Genomic DNA, 18,565 nt, shown 5'->3' on the forward strand with positions numbered 1-18,565 from the left:
TGCCCGGGAGATAGCAGGCCGTCTTTTAAACATGAGAACCTCGTCGTCCTTCTTCACGTTGCGATGTCTGGGGGATGTCCAGATTCAGGCGGCTCAGGGCGCGCCGATGCAGGAGTACGCCGCCGAGCAAACCGATGAGCACGACGCTCACGAGCGTCGACGCGAGCAGCAGCACGATGTGGCTCGCGAAGAACCACTCGAGCGCGAGCCGAAACGGCAAGGAGCCGATGAAATAGCTCTGATCCTTGTTCAGCGTGGTGAGGATGCCGTCGTTCACGACTACGAGGCTGCCGCCGATCGTGTCGTCGACGCGGTAATGGCGCGTTTGCAACGCGTCCACGACCGCACTGAGGCCGTCCGGCGTATTGCCCGATACGAGCACCACGCTGCGGCCACGCGCGAGCGGCGACTCGAACCCGGCCACCATGCCGTCGTGGTCGTCGCTGCGATAGAGCGCGGCGATATCGGCTTCGCGCCTCGCTTGCGCCTCGCCGCCGGTCAGCCTGGCCCACCACCTGGCGAGCCAGTTGCCCGGCGTCGCGTCCGGGGCGAAGAACCCGCGCGGCAGATCGGCGCGCCATGTGGTGAGCCAGGGCTGGTTGTCGCCCGAAGCCAGCACGAGCAGGTCCTTGTTGCGCAGCGTTCGAACCTGAGACGGGTCGCCTACCGTCACGCCCAGCACCGGATAGCCGGTGGCCTGCCCCATGCTGCCCATCAGCGTCAGATAGGCGGCGTAGTCATCCGCAACCGGCTGTGCCGGCAGGATCACCGCGGTTTCGGACAGATCGGCGAGGCGCGTGAACGGAAAACCCGCGTTGGTGAAAGCGCCCAGGTCCGGCATGGCCGTGTAGCGCGGCAACTGCGAAATGTCGATCGTCGAAGTCGGATCGAGCGCGCTCAGCAGCGGGCCGCCGGGCACGTCCTGCCAATGGTCCTTCGTCTTGACGGCCTCGTAGCGATAGTCGAATTGCAGCGTCGTCAACGGCGGCAGCAGATAGGTAGGAATCCGAATCACGGCATGGCCGTCCGACGCGTCGCCGGGCAGCGGCAACGCCGCCAGCGGCGTATTGCCCGCCAGCACGCGCAGCTCCGAATGCCGGGACTCCGGGCGCGCCGTATAGCGATAACGCAGGTTCAGCACCGCGCCGGCGTTGTTGAAACCGAACAAGCCCGGCGGCAGGCGCAGGTCGACGTCGATCGCACCAGGCCGGAAGCCCTGTACCGTGAAGCGGTCCGCCGGCAGCAGTTCGCCCAGTTCCACCGGGCGGTCGCCCGGCAACCAGTTCGGTGCGTCAAAAGGCTTGCGCGGCGCTACGGAAACCGGGCCGTCGATGCGAACCTGCGGGCCGGCCAGCGTCTTCGCGCCGAGCGCCAGCGCCATCGCCGCCGTGCGCAGTTGCGGCTCGTCGCGGCCGGTGACGAGGAGCAGCTTGCCGTTGGGGTCGTTGGGGTTGGACACGATCGCCAGCGTCGGACCGCCCGAACCGCCCATCGCGAGCGGGGCCAGGCCGAGGCCCGCCAACTCGTCGCCGAGCGCCAGCACGACGGCATGGCCATGCGGGGGCAGCGCGCCGAGACTCGCGGCAAAGTGCGAGCCGCGATAACCCGCCTGCGCCCCGAGCCACGAGGCGACGATCCCTGCGGATTCGAGGCGGCGAGTTCCCGGCGTGCGCGGCAGCACGACGGGCAGGTTCAGCCTGCGCACGTCGCGCGCGTCGAAAAACGGTGCGGGCAGTTGCGACAGGTCGCTGGCGAGCGCCGCCGGCGCCACGGTCAGTTCGAGCGCGCTCTGCGCGCTCGCCTTCAGCCACAGGTCGGGACTCAGCGGATCATTGCCCTGATCGCTCGCCTTGCTGTGAGCGATCAACTCGAGGTTCAGATGGTTGAACTCGGTGAGCAGCGACACCGGCAGATCCACCGTCACCTGCGTCGACGTGCGCGGCGCGGGTTCGGGCAACGCGATCGTCGCCCCCACTACGCTGTTGAGCAGCACATTGAGATGCGAGAGCGTGGGGAGCAGCGTGGGCGAATAGCGGTAGTCGAGCACGAGCCGCGCGCTGACCACGCGCTCGTCGCGGCGCAAGCCGAAGTCCATGCCGCCATAAGCGTCCTCGCCGAGCAAGGTCAGCCCCTGCGCTGCGTTTTGCCGGAGTAGCGGGATGCGGTAGGTATAGGTGTCAGCGGAATTCGCGGCGACTGGCTGCATGGCCTCGGGCGATGCCGGCGTCGCGGCCGCCACGGCCTGCGAGGCGAACGCAGGCGCCGATGCGCCAGGCGCGCCGGGCCCACTCGCGGCCCGCGCAACGTTAGCGCCGAACACGAGCACGGCGAGCACCGAAGCCCACAGCGGCGCCAACCGGCGCGTACACGCCCGAGCGCGCGAAGGCGACAAATAAGCGTGGTTCACGATTGCTTCGATCCCAGCTCACTCGCCTGCGCCTCGGCTGAACGTGCGAAACGCTCGCGTCCGCCCATCAACAGATGGCGGCCCAACTCCTTCAGGCCGCGCATGCCGACGCCAAGCACCTCGAACAGGCTGCGCAGCGGCCGGTCGGGACGATAGCGGCCCCAGGAGCCAACCCAGCTATCGGCGCGCGAGAACGTCACGCGCATCAGGTCGCGTTCCTGATCGATCGTCAGGGCCGGGAAACTCACGCCCACGGTGCGGCCGCGGCACACCTGGACCTCGGCGGGAAACTTGCCCTCGTAGTCGTCGCGAAACACCGAGACCACGACGCGCTCGCCGCGTTGCGGCAACGGCGCGTTCTCGGGCAGCACCAGTCCCAGGCCGCCCTGCGAATAGTCGCTGGTCTGGCACATGACGCGGGACCCGTCGGCCAGCCGGACGGCGGCCGGCAACTCGATCTGCACGCGCGGCGTGAGACGCAGCTGTTTCGACTCGGCCGCCACGCCGGCCGCCGCGCTCAGATTCATGACGTTGTAGGTCACCCAGACCAGGTTGAACAAAATACTCATCGCCTCGGGCCAGCCGGGGCTGCGGATCAAACCGGCCACACCCACCGCGAATCCGGCGAGATTGATGATCAGCAGGACGATATAGGGCCGCGCCATCGCCCAATCGAGGAAGGACTGGCGGATCACCCCGCCCTTGGACGTCACGTTGAAGCCCCGGCTGCCGGGACGCAGCACGGCCTGGAGCGCGGGCAGAATCACGTACCACGCGAGCACTGTTTCGTAGACTTCGCTCCAGTACGAATGGCGAAAGCGGCCTTGAATGCGCGACGCGCTGATGCTCGAAATCACGAGATGCGGTACGACGTAGGCCAGCACCATGAGCGCCGACGCATGAAAGACATGCGCGCCGAAGAACAGAAAGGCCATGGGCGTGATCAGGAACACGATGCGCGGCAAGCCGAAGAAGAAGTGCATCATCGCGCTCAGGTAGCACAGCCGCTGCGCAATCGTCAGCCCCGAGATCAACAGCGGGTTGAACTGGCGGAAGATTTCTGCCATGCCGCGCGCCCAGCGAATCCGTTGGCCGATGTGCCGGCCCAGGCTCTCGGTGGCAAGACCGGCAGCCTGAGGAATGGCGAGGTAGCCCGTGTTGTAGCCCTTCATGCTCATCTTGAGCGCGGTCAGCGCGTCTTCCGTGACGCTTTCGGTCGCCACGCCACCCACATCCTCGAGCGCGGAGCGGCGCAGCACCGCGCAGGAACCGCAGAAAAACGCGGCGTTCCAGAGGTCATTGCCGTTTTGCAGCACGCCATAGAACAGGTCGCCCTCGTTGGGCACCTTCCGGTAGGTTTCGAGGTTGCGCTCGAACGGATCGGGCGAATAGAACACGTGCGGCGTCTGCACCATCGCCATCTTCGGATCTTTCAGGAACCAGCCCATGCAGACCTGCAGAAACGAGCGCGTGGTGACGTGATCGCAGTCGAACACGGCGATGAACTCGCCGCTCGTCTTCGGCAGCGCCGCGTTGAGATTGCCCGCTTTCGCGTGCGTGTTGTCGGGACGCGTCAGATAATCCACGCCGGCCTGTTCGCAGAATGCGCGGAACTCGTCGCGCCGGCCGTCGTCGAGCAGGTACACGCGCAACTTGTCGGCCGGCCAGTCGAGCAATGTTGCGGCCAGCACCGACTGCCGCACCACATCGAGCGGTTCGTTGTACGTAGGGATATACACGTCCACCGTGGGCCAGTCCGAGGTGTCGGCCGGCAGCGGCGCAGGCCGGCGATGCAGCGGCCAGAGCGTCTGGAAGTAGCTGCACAACAGCATGAGCACCGCATAGCCTTCGGCCAGCAGCAGCAGATAGCCGAACGTCCTGTCCAGCGAATTGGTAAAGGACAGCGTCTGCGTCACGCGCCAGTACAGATAGCGCAACGAAATGAACACCGACAACGCCACCAGCGACACCGTGAGCACGCGGCCGCGCATGCGGCTCAGCGCGAGCGCGGCACCCATGCAAAGGATGGCGAATACCCACTGCTTCGACAGCGCGAGGTGGACCGTCATCGCGGACGTGAACAACAGCGCGGCCGCCAGCGTCACGAGCACGCGCGACCAGCGCGACGCGAGAAGCGACGCCCCTGCTTCCAGCAGTGTGTCGTCCCAGTTTCCGGCGTCGTCGCTTTGCCCCGAACCGGCGCGTTGTCGTTGCGGCCGCATCGATTTGCGTTTGAGGATCATGGCGCCCCGCGTTGCGCGACATCGGCGCGAGGCTCGTTGCGTTCCATGAGGCGCGCAAACACACTGCTCAGCGCGGCCGACTGCTGCGCGGCGACGACAGGCTCGGGCGTGGCTTGAACGACGGGCTGCTCGGGCGCGGCCTCCTCAACCGGGGGAGGTTCCGAAGCGGCCGCGGCAATGGGGCACGCGGCCGGCTGCGGTGTCTGCGGGTGGAGCGCGTCGGGTAACGTATCGGGTGTAGCGGTCGCAACGGGAACATCGGCGCAATCAGCTGCGTCGCCCTGCATCGCCATTGGTGCGGGCGCAACGGGTTCCGGCTCCGCTGCGGTCAGCGTAGACCAGCGCCCACGCAGACCTTGACTCTGCTCCGCCCTTTCTACTTCCCGGTACTGAAAAGCGCTTGCGTCCGCTACCTCGAAAAGATTCGCAATGTCCGATGCACTGCTCATGCCCCGACCCCGTGTATTCGTTGTGCTGTCCACGAAGGCGCGTCACGCGCGCAGCACGTTTTGTGTTTTTTTACTGACCTGCCAACCTGCTAATTTCTACTTGCCGAACAGGAAAACCATCGTTCCCGACGCATCCGCAGGGCCTGCCGTGGTCATTCGCAACTGCGAATCGGCGCCCAGCTGGTGCATCCATGCTTCATAGGCCCCTTCGAGGAAGGCCCCGGCCCACACCACGTTCTCCGCGCCGAATACGGCCTTGAGCGGCGCGTGGTAATGCGTGAGCACCAGCCAGTCCTGAGCCTCGCGTATCTCGACCTGCCCCCAGTCCAGCTCGCCCCAAACCTGATTCATGGCCTCGCGCATCGTGGCCACGGTGTGCGCCTCAGCCAGCACAGCGTGACGGGCGAACTGGCCGCCCGCGGTACGCATGAGCTGAGTCAGAAACCTGGGCGTCAGGTTCTGTGTCAACTCCTGCGTGAGGAACGACACGAACGGACGCCATTGCGGTGCTGGCATGGAATTCATCACCTATTCATGCGCCCGGAAAAGAAGCGCATAGGGTCAACAGAACTGAACTTGCGAAAAGCAACCTCGTCACCATCCAGGCGGCGACGGCGTCGGATCAACTGATGCGCGCGGCGGATTATACGTATTATTCTCGCCGTGTTTATTTTTTAATTGGCCTGTGTCGCTCAATTTGTCACGCCTGCGCGACAGATCAAAAACGAAAACGTTTGCGTATAAAAAGGGGCAAGCAAGAATTAAAACGCGCGAGTGACGCGCACGTTTCAGCGGCCACCGCAATGCACGAAATAAGGGGGCAGCGACGTTGTTCGTTTCGGCTTGACCGAATACGAAAACATGAATCTGGCCGGTTTCAATTTATTACGCGTGCAGAATGCCACCGCAATTCGCGCAATATTCGCCCCGCAGGGTAATTTTGCGAAATATGTCAGGTGCAAACGTTTGCAGTGCGTTTGCGCGGCTGTATGGCTGCCGCAGCAATCCCGGCTGCAGCGAACGCGCAAGCGGCCGACACAGCGGCAACGGCGCGCAGCGCGTCGATCAGGGCCTCCGCTTCTGCACGCGCCATCAGCGTCTCCTGCAGACCGTGAGCGTCGCCCGATATCGTTTCCCCTCGCTCGCCAGGCTCCAGCAACGGCTTCCTCTCGCGCGCATCCTGCGTCACATGCAACGCGTCGAGCCGCGCCGTGAGCGCCGCTTGATGCGACCACACGAACACGATGCCAAGCACCGCAACCGCCAGCAGGCTCGCCACGCGCGCAACGGCATTATTGATGCCGGACGCGACGCCAGTGCGCTCGCTCGACACCGAGCCCATCACGGTTGTGGTGAGCGGCGCGACGGTAATCGTCATGCCGAGCCCAAGCACCGCGAGCGCCGGAAAGAATCCGGCCCAGTAGCCGCCGCCCGCGAACGGCAACGCCAACAGCGTGAAGCCGATTCCGGCAACGCCCGGCCCCACGGTCAGCAACGCGCGTGAGCCGAAGCGGCTCGTCAGTGAGCCGGTGAAGCGCGACAGCAACCCGATGATGACAGGCACCGGCAGTAGCGCGGCGCCCGCTTCGGTCGCGGTGTAGCCATGCGCGCGGATCAGCGTGAACGGCAGGAAGAAGAATGCGCCGCCAAGCCCGAAGTAAAGCAGCAGCGTGACGAGATTCGCGCCGGTGAAATCGCGCGAGCGGAACACGTCGAGCGGCATCATGGGGCTCGCGCTGCGGGCTTCGATCATGACGAATGCAGCGAGCACGAGCACGCCTGCGCCCATCGCGCCCAACACGAGCGGATGCTGGAAGCCTCGCGCCGACGCCTCGGTCAGCCCGAACGTGAGCGTGCCGAGGCCCCCTGCCGCGGCCAGCGAGCCTGGCCAGTCGAGCCGCCCGGGCGCATCGATCCGGTGGCTGTTGGGCACCGATGACATGGCGAGCGCGATCGTTATCGCGGCAAGCGGGACATTCAGGAAAAAGATCGCGCGCCACGAAAACGCATCGACGAGCCAGCCGCCCGCCACGGGCCCCACTGCCGATGTGATCGCGCCAACGCCCGCCCAGGTGCCGATGGCCCTCCCACGCGCGGCGTCGTCGAACACCGCGCCGATGATCGCGAGACTGCTGGGCACGAGCAGTGCCGCGCCCATGCCTTGCACCGCGCGCGCGGCGATCAGCGCCGCCGCGTTCGGCGCGAGGCCGCAAGCGGCCGACGCCAGCGTGAAAAGCGCAATGCCGGCGATAAACACCGTGCGGCGGCCCAGTTTGTCCCCCATCGAGCCGCCGACCAGCACGAGGGACCCGAGAAAGAGGAGATACGCGTTGACGACCCATTGCATCGCCGCGACGCTCGCAGCGAGTTCGCTCTGAATGGACGGTAGTGCGACATTGACGACAGAGCCGTCGATGAACGCCATGCTCGAACCCAGAATCGTCGCCGCGAGCGCGAGTCGCTTGCGCTGGCACGGGCGGTCGACGGTGGTGGGCTGCGTGCGGATCACGAGCTTGTCGCACGGGCTCGCCTGCGCCGCGACGACGTGCGCACCCTTCGGCTCGCTTTCAACAAGATCCGGGTTGGCCAAGTTCGCTCCCGAGTGGATCGAAGGTGACTAGAGTCTGTTGATGCCGGGCGCGCCAGTCAACCCAGGGGAGCACATAGCGGTGCGCCGCGGATCACCGCGCGAACGCGATCCAGATCAGGCTGGTATACATCGACCTGTTGACCGCCGCGCCGCGCCGTCCCCCATTTCGCCACACGCCTGTGCGCGCCCGCGCGAATGGCCTGGATCCTTCATGACGCGCCCTTACTTATCACGCATGTCGCGTTGCCCGCAGGTGGCCAATGTGCCGGCGCAGCCGTTGGTCTATGTGGCGGCCCTTCTCGTCGCCGCGCTGCTGTCCGGCTGCGCGATGGTGCGCGTGAATTCGCTCGGGCCCCAGCAGTACTTTGCCATGCGTCGCGGAGATATTCTCTCGACCGGGCAGTTGAGCACGGCGACCCAGGCGACGTTGCGCGTTGCGGCACTCGACGAGAGTTCGTGCCGAAGCGCGCCGCAAGCGTGTATCGACAGTATCGCAACCGTCGGCGGACTCAACACCGACCAGCGCCTCGCCAGCCTCGCCGAGTTATCGCTCCAGATGGCGCTTGGGCAAACGCCGCCTGCCGGCAACCCCTGGGGCGACGCGCAATTCGATGCGTGGCTCAAGACAGCGCGATACGCGTACGCCTTTCTGTTCCTCGGCCAACGCACGGCGGGCGAACGGGCATTCGAAGATCGCCAGACCCAGGTTCGCGACTACTACAACTATGCGGTCCAGGAGCTCGCCGGCGCGCTGTTCCTGCGCGGCGCGCATGAAACGAACACCGGCAACCGCGATCCGGCAAAGCAGTTCATCGCGGGCTGGACCATCCATATCGACCTGCGGGAAGTGCGGCTCCCCGAGGGCGTGCGCGAACTCAGCGAAGTCATTCCGGCCGCGGGGCTGTCGTTCGCGGGACTGCGCAATACCTATCGCCGCGACGGCCTGGGCGCGGAACTGGTTGCGGTCACGCAACCAGTTCCGCCAGACCCGGCCGGCGGTCCGGACAACAACGCGGCACCTTCCGAAGGCAACGCGAATTCGGGCACTGCCGCCACCATCTGGCTCGCGCCCGGCTCGCGTCCGTTCGATGAAATGCCTTCGCCGAGCGTCACCGCCCTGCTGACGTTTGGCGAGGGCACGCTCGAGCAAGTGCTCGATTCGCATGACGTGGTCTTTTCCGCCTACGATCCGTATCGCGTGGAAAGCGTAGAACTGAATGGCCAGACCGTGCCGCTCGCGGCCAACTTCAGTGCGGGATACGGCATCTGGCTTGCCCGCTCCGGCTTTGCCAGGCAGTCCTTGCGTTCGCTGCTCGGCCGCACGAGGGGCATCGACCGGCCGCGCATTTACATGATGCAACCCTTCGACCCGGACCGTCGCATCGTGCTGATGCTGCACGGATTAGCCAGCAGTCCCGAGGCATGGGTCAACGTCGCCAACGACATTCAGGGCGACGAAAAGCTGCGCGAGCATTTCCAGGTCTGGCAGGTCTACTACCCGACCAACGTGCCCATTCTCGTGAATCTCGCGCGAATACGCCAGGCGGTGCAGCTGACACTCGCGCATTTCGATCCCGCAGGCGTGGTGCCCGCTTCGAACGGCATGGTGCTGATCGGGCACAGCATGGGCGGGGTGCTCGCCCGGCTGCTCGTCTCCTCTTCCGACGATGTGCTGTGGGTCACCGTCCAGAACAACTACCTGCCCGAAGGCATCGACATCGTTCGCGAGGACGAGCGGCTCAATCGTCTGCTGCGCTTTACGCCGATGCCACAGGTCGAGCGCGCGATCTTCATCGCCGCGCCGCACCGCGGCACGCCGTTCGCGAGCAATCGCCTTTCTCGCTGGGTCGCAAACCTCGTGCGCTTGCCGCTTGCGCTGCTAAAGGAGTTCGACGAGATGCTGCAGAGCGCGACCAACGCCGATAGCACCCACAGGGCAGGAGAGACCATCGCGGTCCCCAACAGCATCGAGCAGTTGCGGGATACCAATCCGATCATTCAGTCGATTTCACGCCTGCCGATCAGCCCTACCGTGTGCTTTCACTCGATTATTGCGCGGCGCCGTGAGACGGGCCCGCTCGAAGATTCCGACGATGGTGTTGTCCCTTATCGCAGCGCGCATCTCGACGGCGCGCTCTCCGAAAAGGTCATCGTTTCGGGACATAGCGTTCAGGAAACCCCTGAGGCGATTTTTGAAATCCGGCGCATTCTGCACGAGGATATCGAGGTGTTTGATAACCACGGCGCAGCGGATGGCGCTTGCGCGCGTTTGCGCGCCAATTGATTCGACGGCGCGCTAGTCCGCCGCCATTCGCTTTCGCGCGCTCATAAACGGTCCGGTCGGCTCGCGCGCCGGCGCGAACCGGTCGAAGCCCACGGGCCCGGGCATGTCGATATAAACCGCCTCCATTCCCTGCCGGCTATAGCTCTCATGCCAGAAGCCCGCGCCGCCGCTGTCGCGCAGGAACTCGCCCCACCAGCGCGAATGCGGCGCGCTGCGCGTGAACGCTTCAAGGCTTTCGAGGTCGCGCCAATACTGGCGGATCCCCACATGATTGAGGGCGAACAGGAACTGCTCGCTCGAGAGCAATCCGGCCGGCGGATTCAGCTGGATTTGCCGTAAGCCTTTGCCAATGCCGAACAAGGTCGCGATGCCGCGCAGCCGGCGCACGCGAAAGCCCAGCATGATGACCACGAGATTCGGATAAGCGCTGAGGTCGACGGACCTGCGGGTGACGGAGGCTTGCATGATGGCTCCCGGCTGCTTACGCTGCAAGCATAGTTGAGCCTGATTACAGTGTAAACATCGATGCGTGATTCGATATCGTCGCTTCATGACCGCCTGGTTGACTGCGCGCTCGCCTTGCTCGAACAAGGCGAAAGCGACGTCAGCCTGCGTGCCGTTGCGCGGGCAGCCGGTGTTTCGGCCATGGCGCCCTATCGCCATTTCGAGGACAAGGCGGCGCTGATGGGCGCCGTCGCGCTCAAGGGCTTTGCCATGCTGGAGGCACACGCCGCGCGCGCGGACATGGCGGACGACGCGTGCGCAGCGCTCACGGCTCAGGGCCTGGCCTACGTTGGCTTCGCCCGTGCGCATCCTGCGCTGTTCCGGCTGATGTTCGCCGACGGGGCTGGACTCGCTCTGCCCACTGAGGATTGCCGCAGCGCTTATACGCTGATGGCGCATCGGGTCGCGGAACTGGCGCCGAATTGGGCCGAGGCGGGCGCGCTCGCCTGTTGGGGGCTCGTTCACGGCTTGGCGACGCTAGCGCTCGACGGGCGCATTCCGGCTAATGCGGCTGGCGAGCGACTGGCAATCGCCCTGATGACGCATGCGCTGAAGGTAGCGCCGCCCGTTCTCACGCGTTCCTGACACGACATTCAAAGCACGCGCATTCCCTCTCGCGCGTACGATTGCCAGCAATGCGACGACGACGAGAGAGGCGCCATGGCGACCGAGCAATCCCCGAGCGGCGTGCAACAGTCCGGCCCCAAAGTCGCGCTCGCCCTGCAGGGCGGCGGCTCGCACGGCGCCTTCACGTGGGGCGTACTCGACCGTTTGCTCGAATCGACATCGCAGGGCATGCCATTCGATGTCGCGGCGATCAGCGGCGCGAGCGCGGGCGGAATCAACGCGGCGCTCTGCGCAGCCGGCCTCGCCAACGGCGGCGCGACGCAAGCGCGCGAGAGGCTTCGCGCCTTCTGGGAAGCGGTATCGCGCGCGGGCACGCTAGCCGGCAACGCCCTCTTCGGCTTTTCCGAGCCTGGGCCGTTCGGCGGCTGGAATATCGACTGGAGTCCGGGCGCCATTTTCACGGAGGTCGTGGGACTCGTCGCCTCGCCTTACAACAATCCCTTGTACCGCGATCCGCTCGGTCCGTTGATCCGCTCCACACTTTCAGAAGCGGATTTCTCGACGCTCAATACGAAGGCCGGCGCCCCGCAGCTTTTCATATGCGCGACCAATGTACGAACCAACGAGCGCGCCATCTTTACGCAGCCCGAAATATCCGTCGAGGTGCTGCGCGCCTCCGCGTGCCTGCCAAGCGAATTCCGCACCGTGGATGTCGACGGCGTGCCGTACTGGGATGGCGGCTACCTTGGCAATCCGCCTTTGGCGCCGCTGATCGCCCACGCGCAGGACTTGATCCTGATTCTCGCGAATCCGTTCGTGCGCCACGACATGCCACCGAAAAACGCTCGCGGCATTCTGGACCGCCTCAACGAAATCGGCTTCAACGCTTCCGTTGTGCTGGAGATCAACGCGATCGAAGCGGTCAACCGCGTGCTCGACTCGGTCGGCAAGGAAGCCGCAAGCCAAAGCCGCTTTAAGACCGTCCGGTTTCACCTGATTCGCGACGACGACTTTCTCGCGAAGTTCGGCTTCGTCTCCAAGAGCAGCACGTCCTGGGCATTGCTCAAGACGCTGTTCGAGCGCGGGCGCGAGGTGGCGGACGTGTGGCTAAAACATGACTACGCGAATCTCGGGCAAGCGTCTTCGCTTAACGTAAAGGACGCCTTGCTCGATCCGACGCTCAAGCAAGGCAGCGTGCCGCACAGGCAATGAGGCTTTCACCGTGGCGCTCGCTCGAACGACGGCCCCATAGCGTACAGTGATGCTTCGCGCACGGTTGCCCAGGAATCGACCTGGGCTTGGCCGCGAGGGAGCAGATCCATGCCGTTCGAATACATCGATGTCGAAACAGCGGTCCAGCGAGAGGGCTTGCGCATGGTCGTGGTCGGGGGCGTTCCGAGTCCCTGGAGCGAAGCGGCCAAAGGCATCCTGCATATCAAGGGTATCGAGTGGGCTGCCGTGCGGCTCGCTTACGACAGCGAGGCACTGAAGCAGTGGGCAGGGGAACTGAGCGCGCCCGTGCTGATGGCCGGACAAGAGCGGCCGCGCCGCGGCTGGGCGGATATTCTTCTGCTCGCGGAGCGGCTTGCCCCTACGCCTTCGTTGCTGCCGGACGATCCCGCCGAACGCGCGCTGGCTTTCGGCCTCGCACATGAACTGTGCGGCGAGAGCGGTTTGGGATGGTCGCGCCGATTGCAACTCATTCATGTGGGCTTGAACAATAACGGTGGCTTTCCCGACCGGGTCGCGAAATATCTGGGCAAGAAATATGGATACAGCCCGCAAGCCGGTGAAGCTGCGGCCGGCCGCGTGACTGCCGTGCTGGGGATGCTGGCCGCGCGTCTGAAGGCGCAACGGGCGGCGGGGTCTGCGTATTACATTGGCAATACGGTGACTGCGGTCGATGTCTACAGCGCCAGCGTGGTCGGCATGTTCCGCCCGCTACCGCATGACGTTTGCCCGATGGACGCGGGCGTGAGGACCGCATTCGAAACGCGGGATCCGCAGACCGACGCGGCGTTGGATCCCATTTTGCTCGAACACCGCGATCTGATGTACGCGCGGCATCTTGCGTTGCCGCTATCGCTGTAGGCGAAGTGAAACCACGTTGGCTCGATTCTCGTCCTCAAGATGGAGCAAGGACTGATGGACACTGAGTTTTCCAGACTCCCCGTCTACTTTTATGGCTACGACGCCATAGAAACTTTTTGCCTGTCTAAAAGAGCGCAACTGATCCAGGAAAACGTGGGATTGATACTCGGCATCTTGCGCGGAGGTGCCATCCCTGCCTTGATGCTTTCGCAGATGTTGGGCCTGCCCGTGGACTTCGTTCACTACGACCGCCGGGAAGCCAAGGCTGAAATCAATAACAGGAAAGTGTTCGATCTTGTCGACTCCTGCGTCAAGGAGCGCAAGAAAATCCTGCTGGTGGACGACGTTGCCGGTGTGGGATATACGCTGGCCAACTGCCGCGATTATTTGCTTTCTTTTATCAAAGACGAATCTTTGATCCGGGTGCTGACACTGGTGCACCACGCAAGTAGCAGAACGAAAAGCGACTACTGCAAGGATTGCTCGTCAGTGCACGCAATCTTGCCTTGGGAACGATATGTCACCAGCCACCAGTGCCAGGACGATTTCGTGAAGGCGCAAGCGGCACTGGTAGACGATCAGCGCTATAAAAAGACCTTGGCCATCGACGACGCCAACTACCCGTTGAACCTGAAACAGGAATGGAGGGTCGATTGCCACCTGGCATTCAACGGCGGCTATCGCTCGACCATGGATGCCATTCGCACCGTTGGCCCCGAGGAAATCTATTGCAACAACGAATCTCTGATCGGCGCCATATTGAAAGAATTTCCGTTTTCAATAATATATAAAACGATCGATCACAAGCGATACAGAATCAGCTCGTTCGACCCTAACGATCCCGACTAATCTTGCGAACGAGGAACGGAAGGAACAAGGGCCACAATATCCAGTTTAGCCACTGCATGGCGCCGAACCAGTCTCTTGCCTTCGGCCATGCGCCGATCTTCATTGGCCACCAGTTCGGCACGCCACGTTCATCATGGTTTCGTTCAACCCACAACGAAGATATTCGCAACGGGCTTCCCGCTGCCTCCCATTCATCCGATACCACAGCCGATACGAGCGGAACATGGTACTCGAGCGTCATCCAAACACGCTCGCCAAACGTCCACTCATCCTCGGTAGGATGTTCTTTCGGATCGTACGCCATAGGCGCTAGAACAGCATTGGTCGGCAGGACCATTTTCCTTTGCGCTTCAAGTATTTTCGCGGGAATGGTCGGCTCGAAATTAGCAGGCTCTCCCGAGACGAACACAAAGGATAAAAGCATAAGAATGAAAATGATAACCGCGAGACGCATTGCACCGGTGCCGTAGTCGAGCAATAGCCAATACAACCGATCGACAACAATCCTGAGAAATAGTGGGGCAGCTGCGATTATCAGAATAAACAGTAACCAACCCGTCCAGCTGTCGTGATCCCGAATCAGAGAAGAGCCCGCAAATGCAAATCCGACACTCCATATTGAGAAAGTCACGCCGCCAAATAAGGTCTCACGCCAATCTCTAGTGCGGCGTAGAAATGGAACACTTTTCAAGAACCCTTTTTCCCTGAAGCGTCCATCGCCGCGCCTCCACGGCCACAGCCCGGTATAGAACCACGCCAGTATGCGATCGATACGGCGCTTCGGCCGCCGATATCCCTTGCCGGTTCTCGCATCCCTGAAACGAGCGGCGACGTAGATCCGGTTCGCCTCCTTGTCGAGGCCGCGGTTCCGTAGTGAACGCTCAACGGCTGTATACGAAGACATCCTGAATTCTGGATCGTTATCGAGGAGGTCGAGATAAGGCGCTGCGCTGACCGGTTCCGTATCGGCGCGCTGTTCGGCAGTCTTTCCGTCCTGCACGAGTTCGAGAAACCAGGAATCGACCTGAACTTCGAGCAAGCTTATCGGCCTCGGAAACCCATTGTGCGTGTGCTGCTTTTCCGCGCTCTTCTTGTTGCCTCGCGCCACGCACAGATTGTGAAGCTTTGCGAAATCCAGCACCAGCCCGTCGTCACGCGGGCTCGAATCGGCAACACTCCCCAAGAACGACCGGTCCGACACCTTGAGCTGGCCAACCTCAGAGTACTGCAGATTCAATGCGCCCCGAATCGAGACGTGCGCTTCAACGATCGTCGCCTTCGCGCACAAATTCTGGCGAAAAGAATTCGCGTCGACTCCGAGCAGCCAGGACCGAAATTTTCCCGCTTCGCCGAGCCGACTCTCGAGATCCTCCTGAGCCCTTTTTACCGCGTCCTTGTCAAGCCGGGAAAAAGCTTCGACACGCCGTCTGATCGTACTGTACACAACATCCACGCGACCCTCACGGTCTTTCTCGCCAGGTGCCGGTTCGACACATAGTCCGGTCAGATCGATATCGCTCGCCGTCACCGTCTGCAACTCGAGGGAGTTGCATGATGCTAAATGCTCGCTCAAGTCGACAGGGAACGAGTCGCGTCCTGTTTGCTCCCGGATCGCCTCCAGGACACGACGGGCCGCCAGATCACGTATCATCGGCGAATCGTTACGCGGATTAAAGAGGTAGGACACCGGCGAAGCAAAGAGCACGCGGCCATCGATTTCGGTATCGGAAATCAGGATTCGACCGTCAACCTTATCCCGCTCTTTGACCTCTATCCCTGTGAGGTCGACGTCCCCGCGGATGATGCAGTTCGCAATACGTAGCTTCCCTGTCATCGCGAGGTGCCGGTTCCAACGATCGGCCAACTGCCCTGTGATTTGACCTCCTTGCCGTGGATTGTTCGCAGGTGCCTCGTCGTCACGGTTATAGTTCCCCTCAAGTACGCTGGCAGTACTCTTCCCCGGCCAGAACGTCAGGTCCTTTTCGATTTTTGAAGACGTGATCTCGATCGCGTTGTACCCCAACTGGCGTTTATTCTCGTTGATGCGGGAGACATTGCAGCGAACGAAATCCAGGCAATGCCATGACGTCATATAAAAAGCGCCGATGCTGGCTACCTGAGCGTGCAGCCCGTCGTCCGAACACCAGTCGTCGATAAATATCTGGCCGCACTTCCCGGCGATAAACGTGATCGCCCCCGTCACGGTGATGCCGTAAAGCTGGATATAGCCGATTTCCGCATCCGAAAACGTCAGTTCTCCGTCTACGTGCGCAGCCGTCACTTCTTTTTCGAACCTCTCCTTCGGGCGGACGCCGATCAGTTCGCCCGTAGACGACACCTGCCGGCATTTCATATGCTCGAGATTGACCTTTCCACAGAATCTCGAATTCGCCAGATTGAGGTAGTCTCCAAGATGAGCGTTCGTAAAGTTCACGGAGACGGAGCCTTTTTCTGTGGCATCTTCAACGCTCGATCGCTCGCCGTAAAAGCTATCCTTTATTTTCGCGCACGCCTGCACATGTGCCAGCAACTGGGGCGGAAGCTTCGATCCATTTGTTTCGAAAGAAACGCCGCCGGTAATCCGGCAGCCAGCGAGATCGAGCAAACCGTCGGCATCGCCTTTAACGCCGCTAATACGGCACGCTGGAAAACTCAGATCGCCGGTAATATGAACGCCGCGCCCGGAGACGCACCCATCTATCGCACAAGCAACCATCGACGCGTTGCCCTCAATGACACTGCGCGCGATGCTCAACGTTGGAATGGCGAGTGCGGCGAGAGCATCGGATCGCTTCAGGCGACACGCCGTGATCGAAAGGCTCGCCTTGAATTGGCATTGAGACAGATCGACCCCGCCATGCAGCCGGCACTCGTCCAGCCACACTGGCCCTTCGAACGTGCAGTTCGCGAGTATGAGTTCTCCATTGCAGTCCACGTCTCTCAAGGCGAGTCCTCTTTTGAAGACCGTTCCCGAGAGGTCGACGCGCGCATCGACGATGATTCCGCTCAACGAGACTCCGGACACACCGGTTTCCGCATACCGCCTCAGACGCCTGGCAAACTCGTTGGCGTCGATGCGACGGGCGTTGGGTTGAGGGCCCATGGATCATCTCCTCGCTGTCACGGTTTGCGTGTGTTCAATCTGGGGGAATGTAAATTCCCTGTCGACGACCGGCTGACCGGGCCATGACGCAGCAGCGATTTCCAGCGCACCTCATTTCGGCGCCGTTCCCCGCGGCGCGCTTTTGCTCTGCTGACCGGGCGGCGTGCCGGCGCCGCGAAGGTTGACAAACTTGCTGAGCGTGTCGAACCAGAAAGGCGCGCCGAGCGACACCGCGGCGATCGTGATCACGATGCCGAGGATCTTCAGAAACCAGCCAGCGAAGGTCGACGGGAATGCGGTTGGCTGCCTGAATGCCGCTTCCTGCAAGTTCCATCCGAGCGGCAGGTCGATCGCGCGAGCATCCTTGAGCGCCTCGGCGCGAACCACCGCCGGGTCGACGGCCGCGGGTGCGCTGGCCGACCCCATTGCCGCGGGCTGGGCGGCGCTCACCACGTCAAACGCGGCGCCGGAGATCGAAGCCCTTACGGTATCGTTGTCCATCAGGACCTTGACCAGCATGATGGTGTCGGCGTTCGCCAGACTCACTGCGACCGCCGCGATGACAACGAGCACAACCTGCGTCCATCTCTTGTACCAGCCCGTTACACGGTCCATGGCCTGGTCGTACCATTGGTTGACCTGGGTTTCAAACGCCTCCATCCGGCGTGCGGCGCTACCCGCCGCGTCTTTGATTGCCGACGTCTCGTGACGCGCTTTGACCACGAGTAAAAGCAGCGAATCCTTCGTATGTCCGTCTGGAACATGCTGTCTGATGCCCACCTCGATGTTTTCCAGTGGGTCGGGCAGTTGCGCGGCGAGCGTGCGGCCACCGTCCAAGGCCTTTGAAAAGGCTTGAGCCGCAGCTTCGATTTTTTCGAAGTCATCCGGCCCGTTCACTTCGTTGGCTAATTTCACGGCTTGGTTAAGCTGATTCAACGTCGCGTTTGCATCGCTTTGCATCTTTTGCGCTTTGGTGAGATCGGCTTGCGCCGCGTCGACCGCCGCCTTGAGGTCTGCGTTGGCAGGGTTGGCTGTCGCCGCGTCTTGCGCTCGCGCAAGCGCACTGGTGCGATCCGCCACAAGCTGGCTCCAGCACGGATTGAGCGCCGCGCCGGTCGACGAAAGAATATCGACGAGTGCCGAAGACAGTATTTTCGACGGCATGTAAGAAGGCAGCCGATTCGGCTTTTGCTTATCGGAAGCGTATTCGGAGATGCTGCTCACGAGGCCATGCGAGTAAATTTGCTGCGCGAGTCCGGTGAATTGTGGATCGTTGAGCAGGTTTTTTATACCCTCGAACAAGGTCTTGCCGCGCTTGTTCAGGATCGACGAAATGGCCTCCATGACCGACGTGCAGATCAGACTCAAGAACAAATAGATGAACATGACACCAATTGCGATTTCGAGCGCGCTGGATCCTAGCATCGACTTCCCCTTTGCGTTTTATGCACGGCGTCGCACGACCTCCCGAACACCGG

At 62.6% G+C, this 18,565-nt stretch carries 12 protein-coding genes and 2 pseudogenes; 6 read left to right on the plus strand and 8 right to left on the minus strand.

Annotated elements, in window-relative coordinates:
* Positions 1–25: 25 nt before the first annotated feature.
* The 5 genes from bcsB to FAZ97_RS28685 form a co-directional block, all read right to left on the minus strand.
* Positions 26–2,407, minus strand: coding sequence for a cellulose biosynthesis cyclic di-GMP-binding regulatory protein BcsB (gene bcsB, locus FAZ97_RS28665; protein ID WP_158762105.1), 2,382 nt, complete (start codon positions 2,405–2,407; stop codon positions 26–28).
* Positions 2,404–4,650 (minus strand): UDP-forming cellulose synthase catalytic subunit, encoded by a 2,247-nt coding sequence (gene bcsA / locus FAZ97_RS28670; protein ID WP_158762106.1) that lies wholly within the window; start codon positions 4,648–4,650, stop codon positions 2,404–2,406. Before bcsA ends, bcsB begins: the two co-directional genes overlap by 4 nt.
* On the minus strand, positions 4,647–5,099 hold the full coding sequence (bcsR, locus tag FAZ97_RS28675) for a BcsR/BcsP family cellulose biosynthesis protein (RefSeq protein ID WP_158762107.1): 453 nt from the start codon (positions 5,097–5,099) through the stop codon (positions 4,647–4,649). The genes bcsA and bcsR overlap by 4 nt, the downstream gene beginning before the upstream one ends.
* Before the next feature lie 96 nt (positions 5,100–5,195).
* Positions 5,196–5,615: a cellulose biosynthesis protein BcsD gene (bcsD, locus tag FAZ97_RS28680; RefSeq protein WP_233271862.1), complete on the minus strand. Its 420-nt coding sequence runs from the start codon at positions 5,613–5,615 to the stop codon at positions 5,196–5,198.
* Positions 5,616–6,051: 436 nt separating this feature from the next.
* On the minus strand, positions 6,052–7,689 hold the full coding sequence (locus FAZ97_RS28685) for an MFS transporter (protein ID WP_158762109.1): 1,638 nt from the start codon (positions 7,687–7,689) through the stop codon (positions 6,052–6,054).
* Positions 7,690–7,900: 211 nt separating this feature from the next.
* On the opposite strand from FAZ97_RS28685, the gene FAZ97_RS28690 reads away from it, so the two are divergent.
* A complete protein-coding gene (locus tag FAZ97_RS28690) occupies positions 7,901–9,973 on the plus strand; it encodes an esterase/lipase family protein (RefSeq protein WP_158762110.1) in 2,073 nt (690 codons plus the stop codon).
* Positions 9,974–9,985: 12 nt separating this feature from the next.
* Here the strand turns inward: FAZ97_RS28690 and FAZ97_RS28695 are convergent, their stop codons facing one another.
* A complete protein-coding gene (locus tag FAZ97_RS28695) occupies positions 9,986–10,438 on the minus strand; it encodes a monooxygenase family protein (protein ID WP_158762111.1) in 453 nt (150 codons plus the stop codon).
* Positions 10,439–10,498: 60 nt separating this feature from the next.
* Between FAZ97_RS28695 and FAZ97_RS35885 the strand changes: the two are divergent.
* The 5 genes and pseudogenes from FAZ97_RS35885 to FAZ97_RS28715 all read left to right on the plus strand — a co-directional run.
* Positions 10,499–10,609 (plus strand): annotated as a pseudogene (locus FAZ97_RS35885) (hypothetical protein); the annotation flags it as partial.
* 192 nt (positions 10,610–10,801) lie between these two features.
* Positions 10,802–11,062, plus strand: a pseudogene (locus FAZ97_RS35890) (hypothetical protein); the annotation flags it as partial.
* Positions 11,063–11,137: 75 nt separating this feature from the next.
* On the plus strand, positions 11,138–12,256 hold the full coding sequence (locus tag FAZ97_RS28705) for a patatin-like phospholipase family protein (protein WP_158762113.1): 1,119 nt from the start codon (positions 11,138–11,140) through the stop codon (positions 12,254–12,256).
* A gap of 162 nt (positions 12,257–12,418) precedes the next feature.
* Entirely contained in the window at positions 12,419–13,135 is a 717-nt protein-coding gene (locus FAZ97_RS28710) for a glutathione S-transferase family protein (RefSeq protein ID WP_233271929.1), read from the plus strand.
* A gap of 54 nt (positions 13,136–13,189) precedes the next feature.
* Entirely contained in the window at positions 13,190–13,984 is a 795-nt protein-coding gene (locus FAZ97_RS28715) for a phosphoribosyltransferase (RefSeq protein WP_158762115.1), read from the plus strand.
* On the opposite strand, the gene FAZ97_RS28720 is transcribed toward FAZ97_RS28715, so the two are convergent.
* Together FAZ97_RS28720 and FAZ97_RS28725 are read right to left on the minus strand one after the other, a co-directional pair.
* Complete coding sequence (locus FAZ97_RS28720; RefSeq protein WP_158762116.1) at positions 13,968–17,087, minus strand: pentapeptide repeat-containing protein; 3,120 nt, start codon at positions 17,085–17,087, stop codon at positions 13,968–13,970. The genes FAZ97_RS28715 and FAZ97_RS28720 overlap by 17 nt on opposite strands.
* 111 nt (positions 17,088–17,198) lie before the next feature.
* Positions 17,199–18,512: a hypothetical protein gene (locus FAZ97_RS28725; RefSeq protein ID WP_158762117.1), complete on the minus strand. Its 1,314-nt coding sequence runs from the start codon at positions 18,510–18,512 to the stop codon at positions 17,199–17,201.
* Positions 18,513–18,565 lie beyond the last annotated feature (53 nt).

The sequence above is a fragment of the Paraburkholderia acidiphila genome, from assembly GCF_009789655.1.
Lineage (GTDB): Bacteria > Pseudomonadota > Gammaproteobacteria > Burkholderiales > Burkholderiaceae > Paraburkholderia > Paraburkholderia acidiphila.

What these genes read in the sequence shown, in the direction of transcription:
- bcsA (WP_158762106.1), bottom strand. Translation starts at nt 4,650, where the DNA reads ATGATCCTCAAACGCAAATCGATGCGGCCGCAACGACAACGCGCCGGT.
- bcsR (WP_158762107.1), bottom strand. Translation starts at nt 5,099, where the DNA reads ATGAGCAGTGCATCGGACATTGCGAATCTTTTCGAGGTAGCGGACGCA.
- bcsD (WP_233271862.1), bottom strand. Translation starts at nt 5,615, where the DNA reads ATGCCAGCACCGCAATGGCGTCCGTTCGTGTCGTTCCTCACGCAGGAG.
- FAZ97_RS28690 (WP_158762110.1), top strand. Translation starts at nt 7,901, where the DNA reads ATGACGCGCCCTTACTTATCACGCATGTCGCGTTGCCCGCAGGTGGCC.
- FAZ97_RS28695 (WP_158762111.1), bottom strand. Translation starts at nt 10,438, where the DNA reads ATGCAAGCCTCCGTCACCCGCAGGTCCGTCGACCTCAGCGCTTATCCG.
- FAZ97_RS28705 (WP_158762113.1), top strand. Translation starts at nt 11,138, where the DNA reads ATGGCGACCGAGCAATCCCCGAGCGGCGTGCAACAGTCCGGCCCCAAA.
- FAZ97_RS28710 (WP_233271929.1), top strand. Translation starts at nt 12,419, where the DNA reads ATGGTCGTGGTCGGGGGCGTTCCGAGTCCCTGGAGCGAAGCGGCCAAA.
- FAZ97_RS28715 (WP_158762115.1), top strand. Translation starts at nt 13,190, where the DNA reads ATGGACACTGAGTTTTCCAGACTCCCCGTCTACTTTTATGGCTACGAC.
- FAZ97_RS28720 (WP_158762116.1), bottom strand. Translation starts at nt 17,087, where the DNA reads ATGGGCCCTCAACCCAACGCCCGTCGCATCGACGCCAACGAGTTTGCC.
- FAZ97_RS28725 (WP_158762117.1), bottom strand. Translation starts at nt 18,512, where the DNA reads ATGCTAGGATCCAGCGCGCTCGAAATCGCAATTGGTGTCATGTTCATC.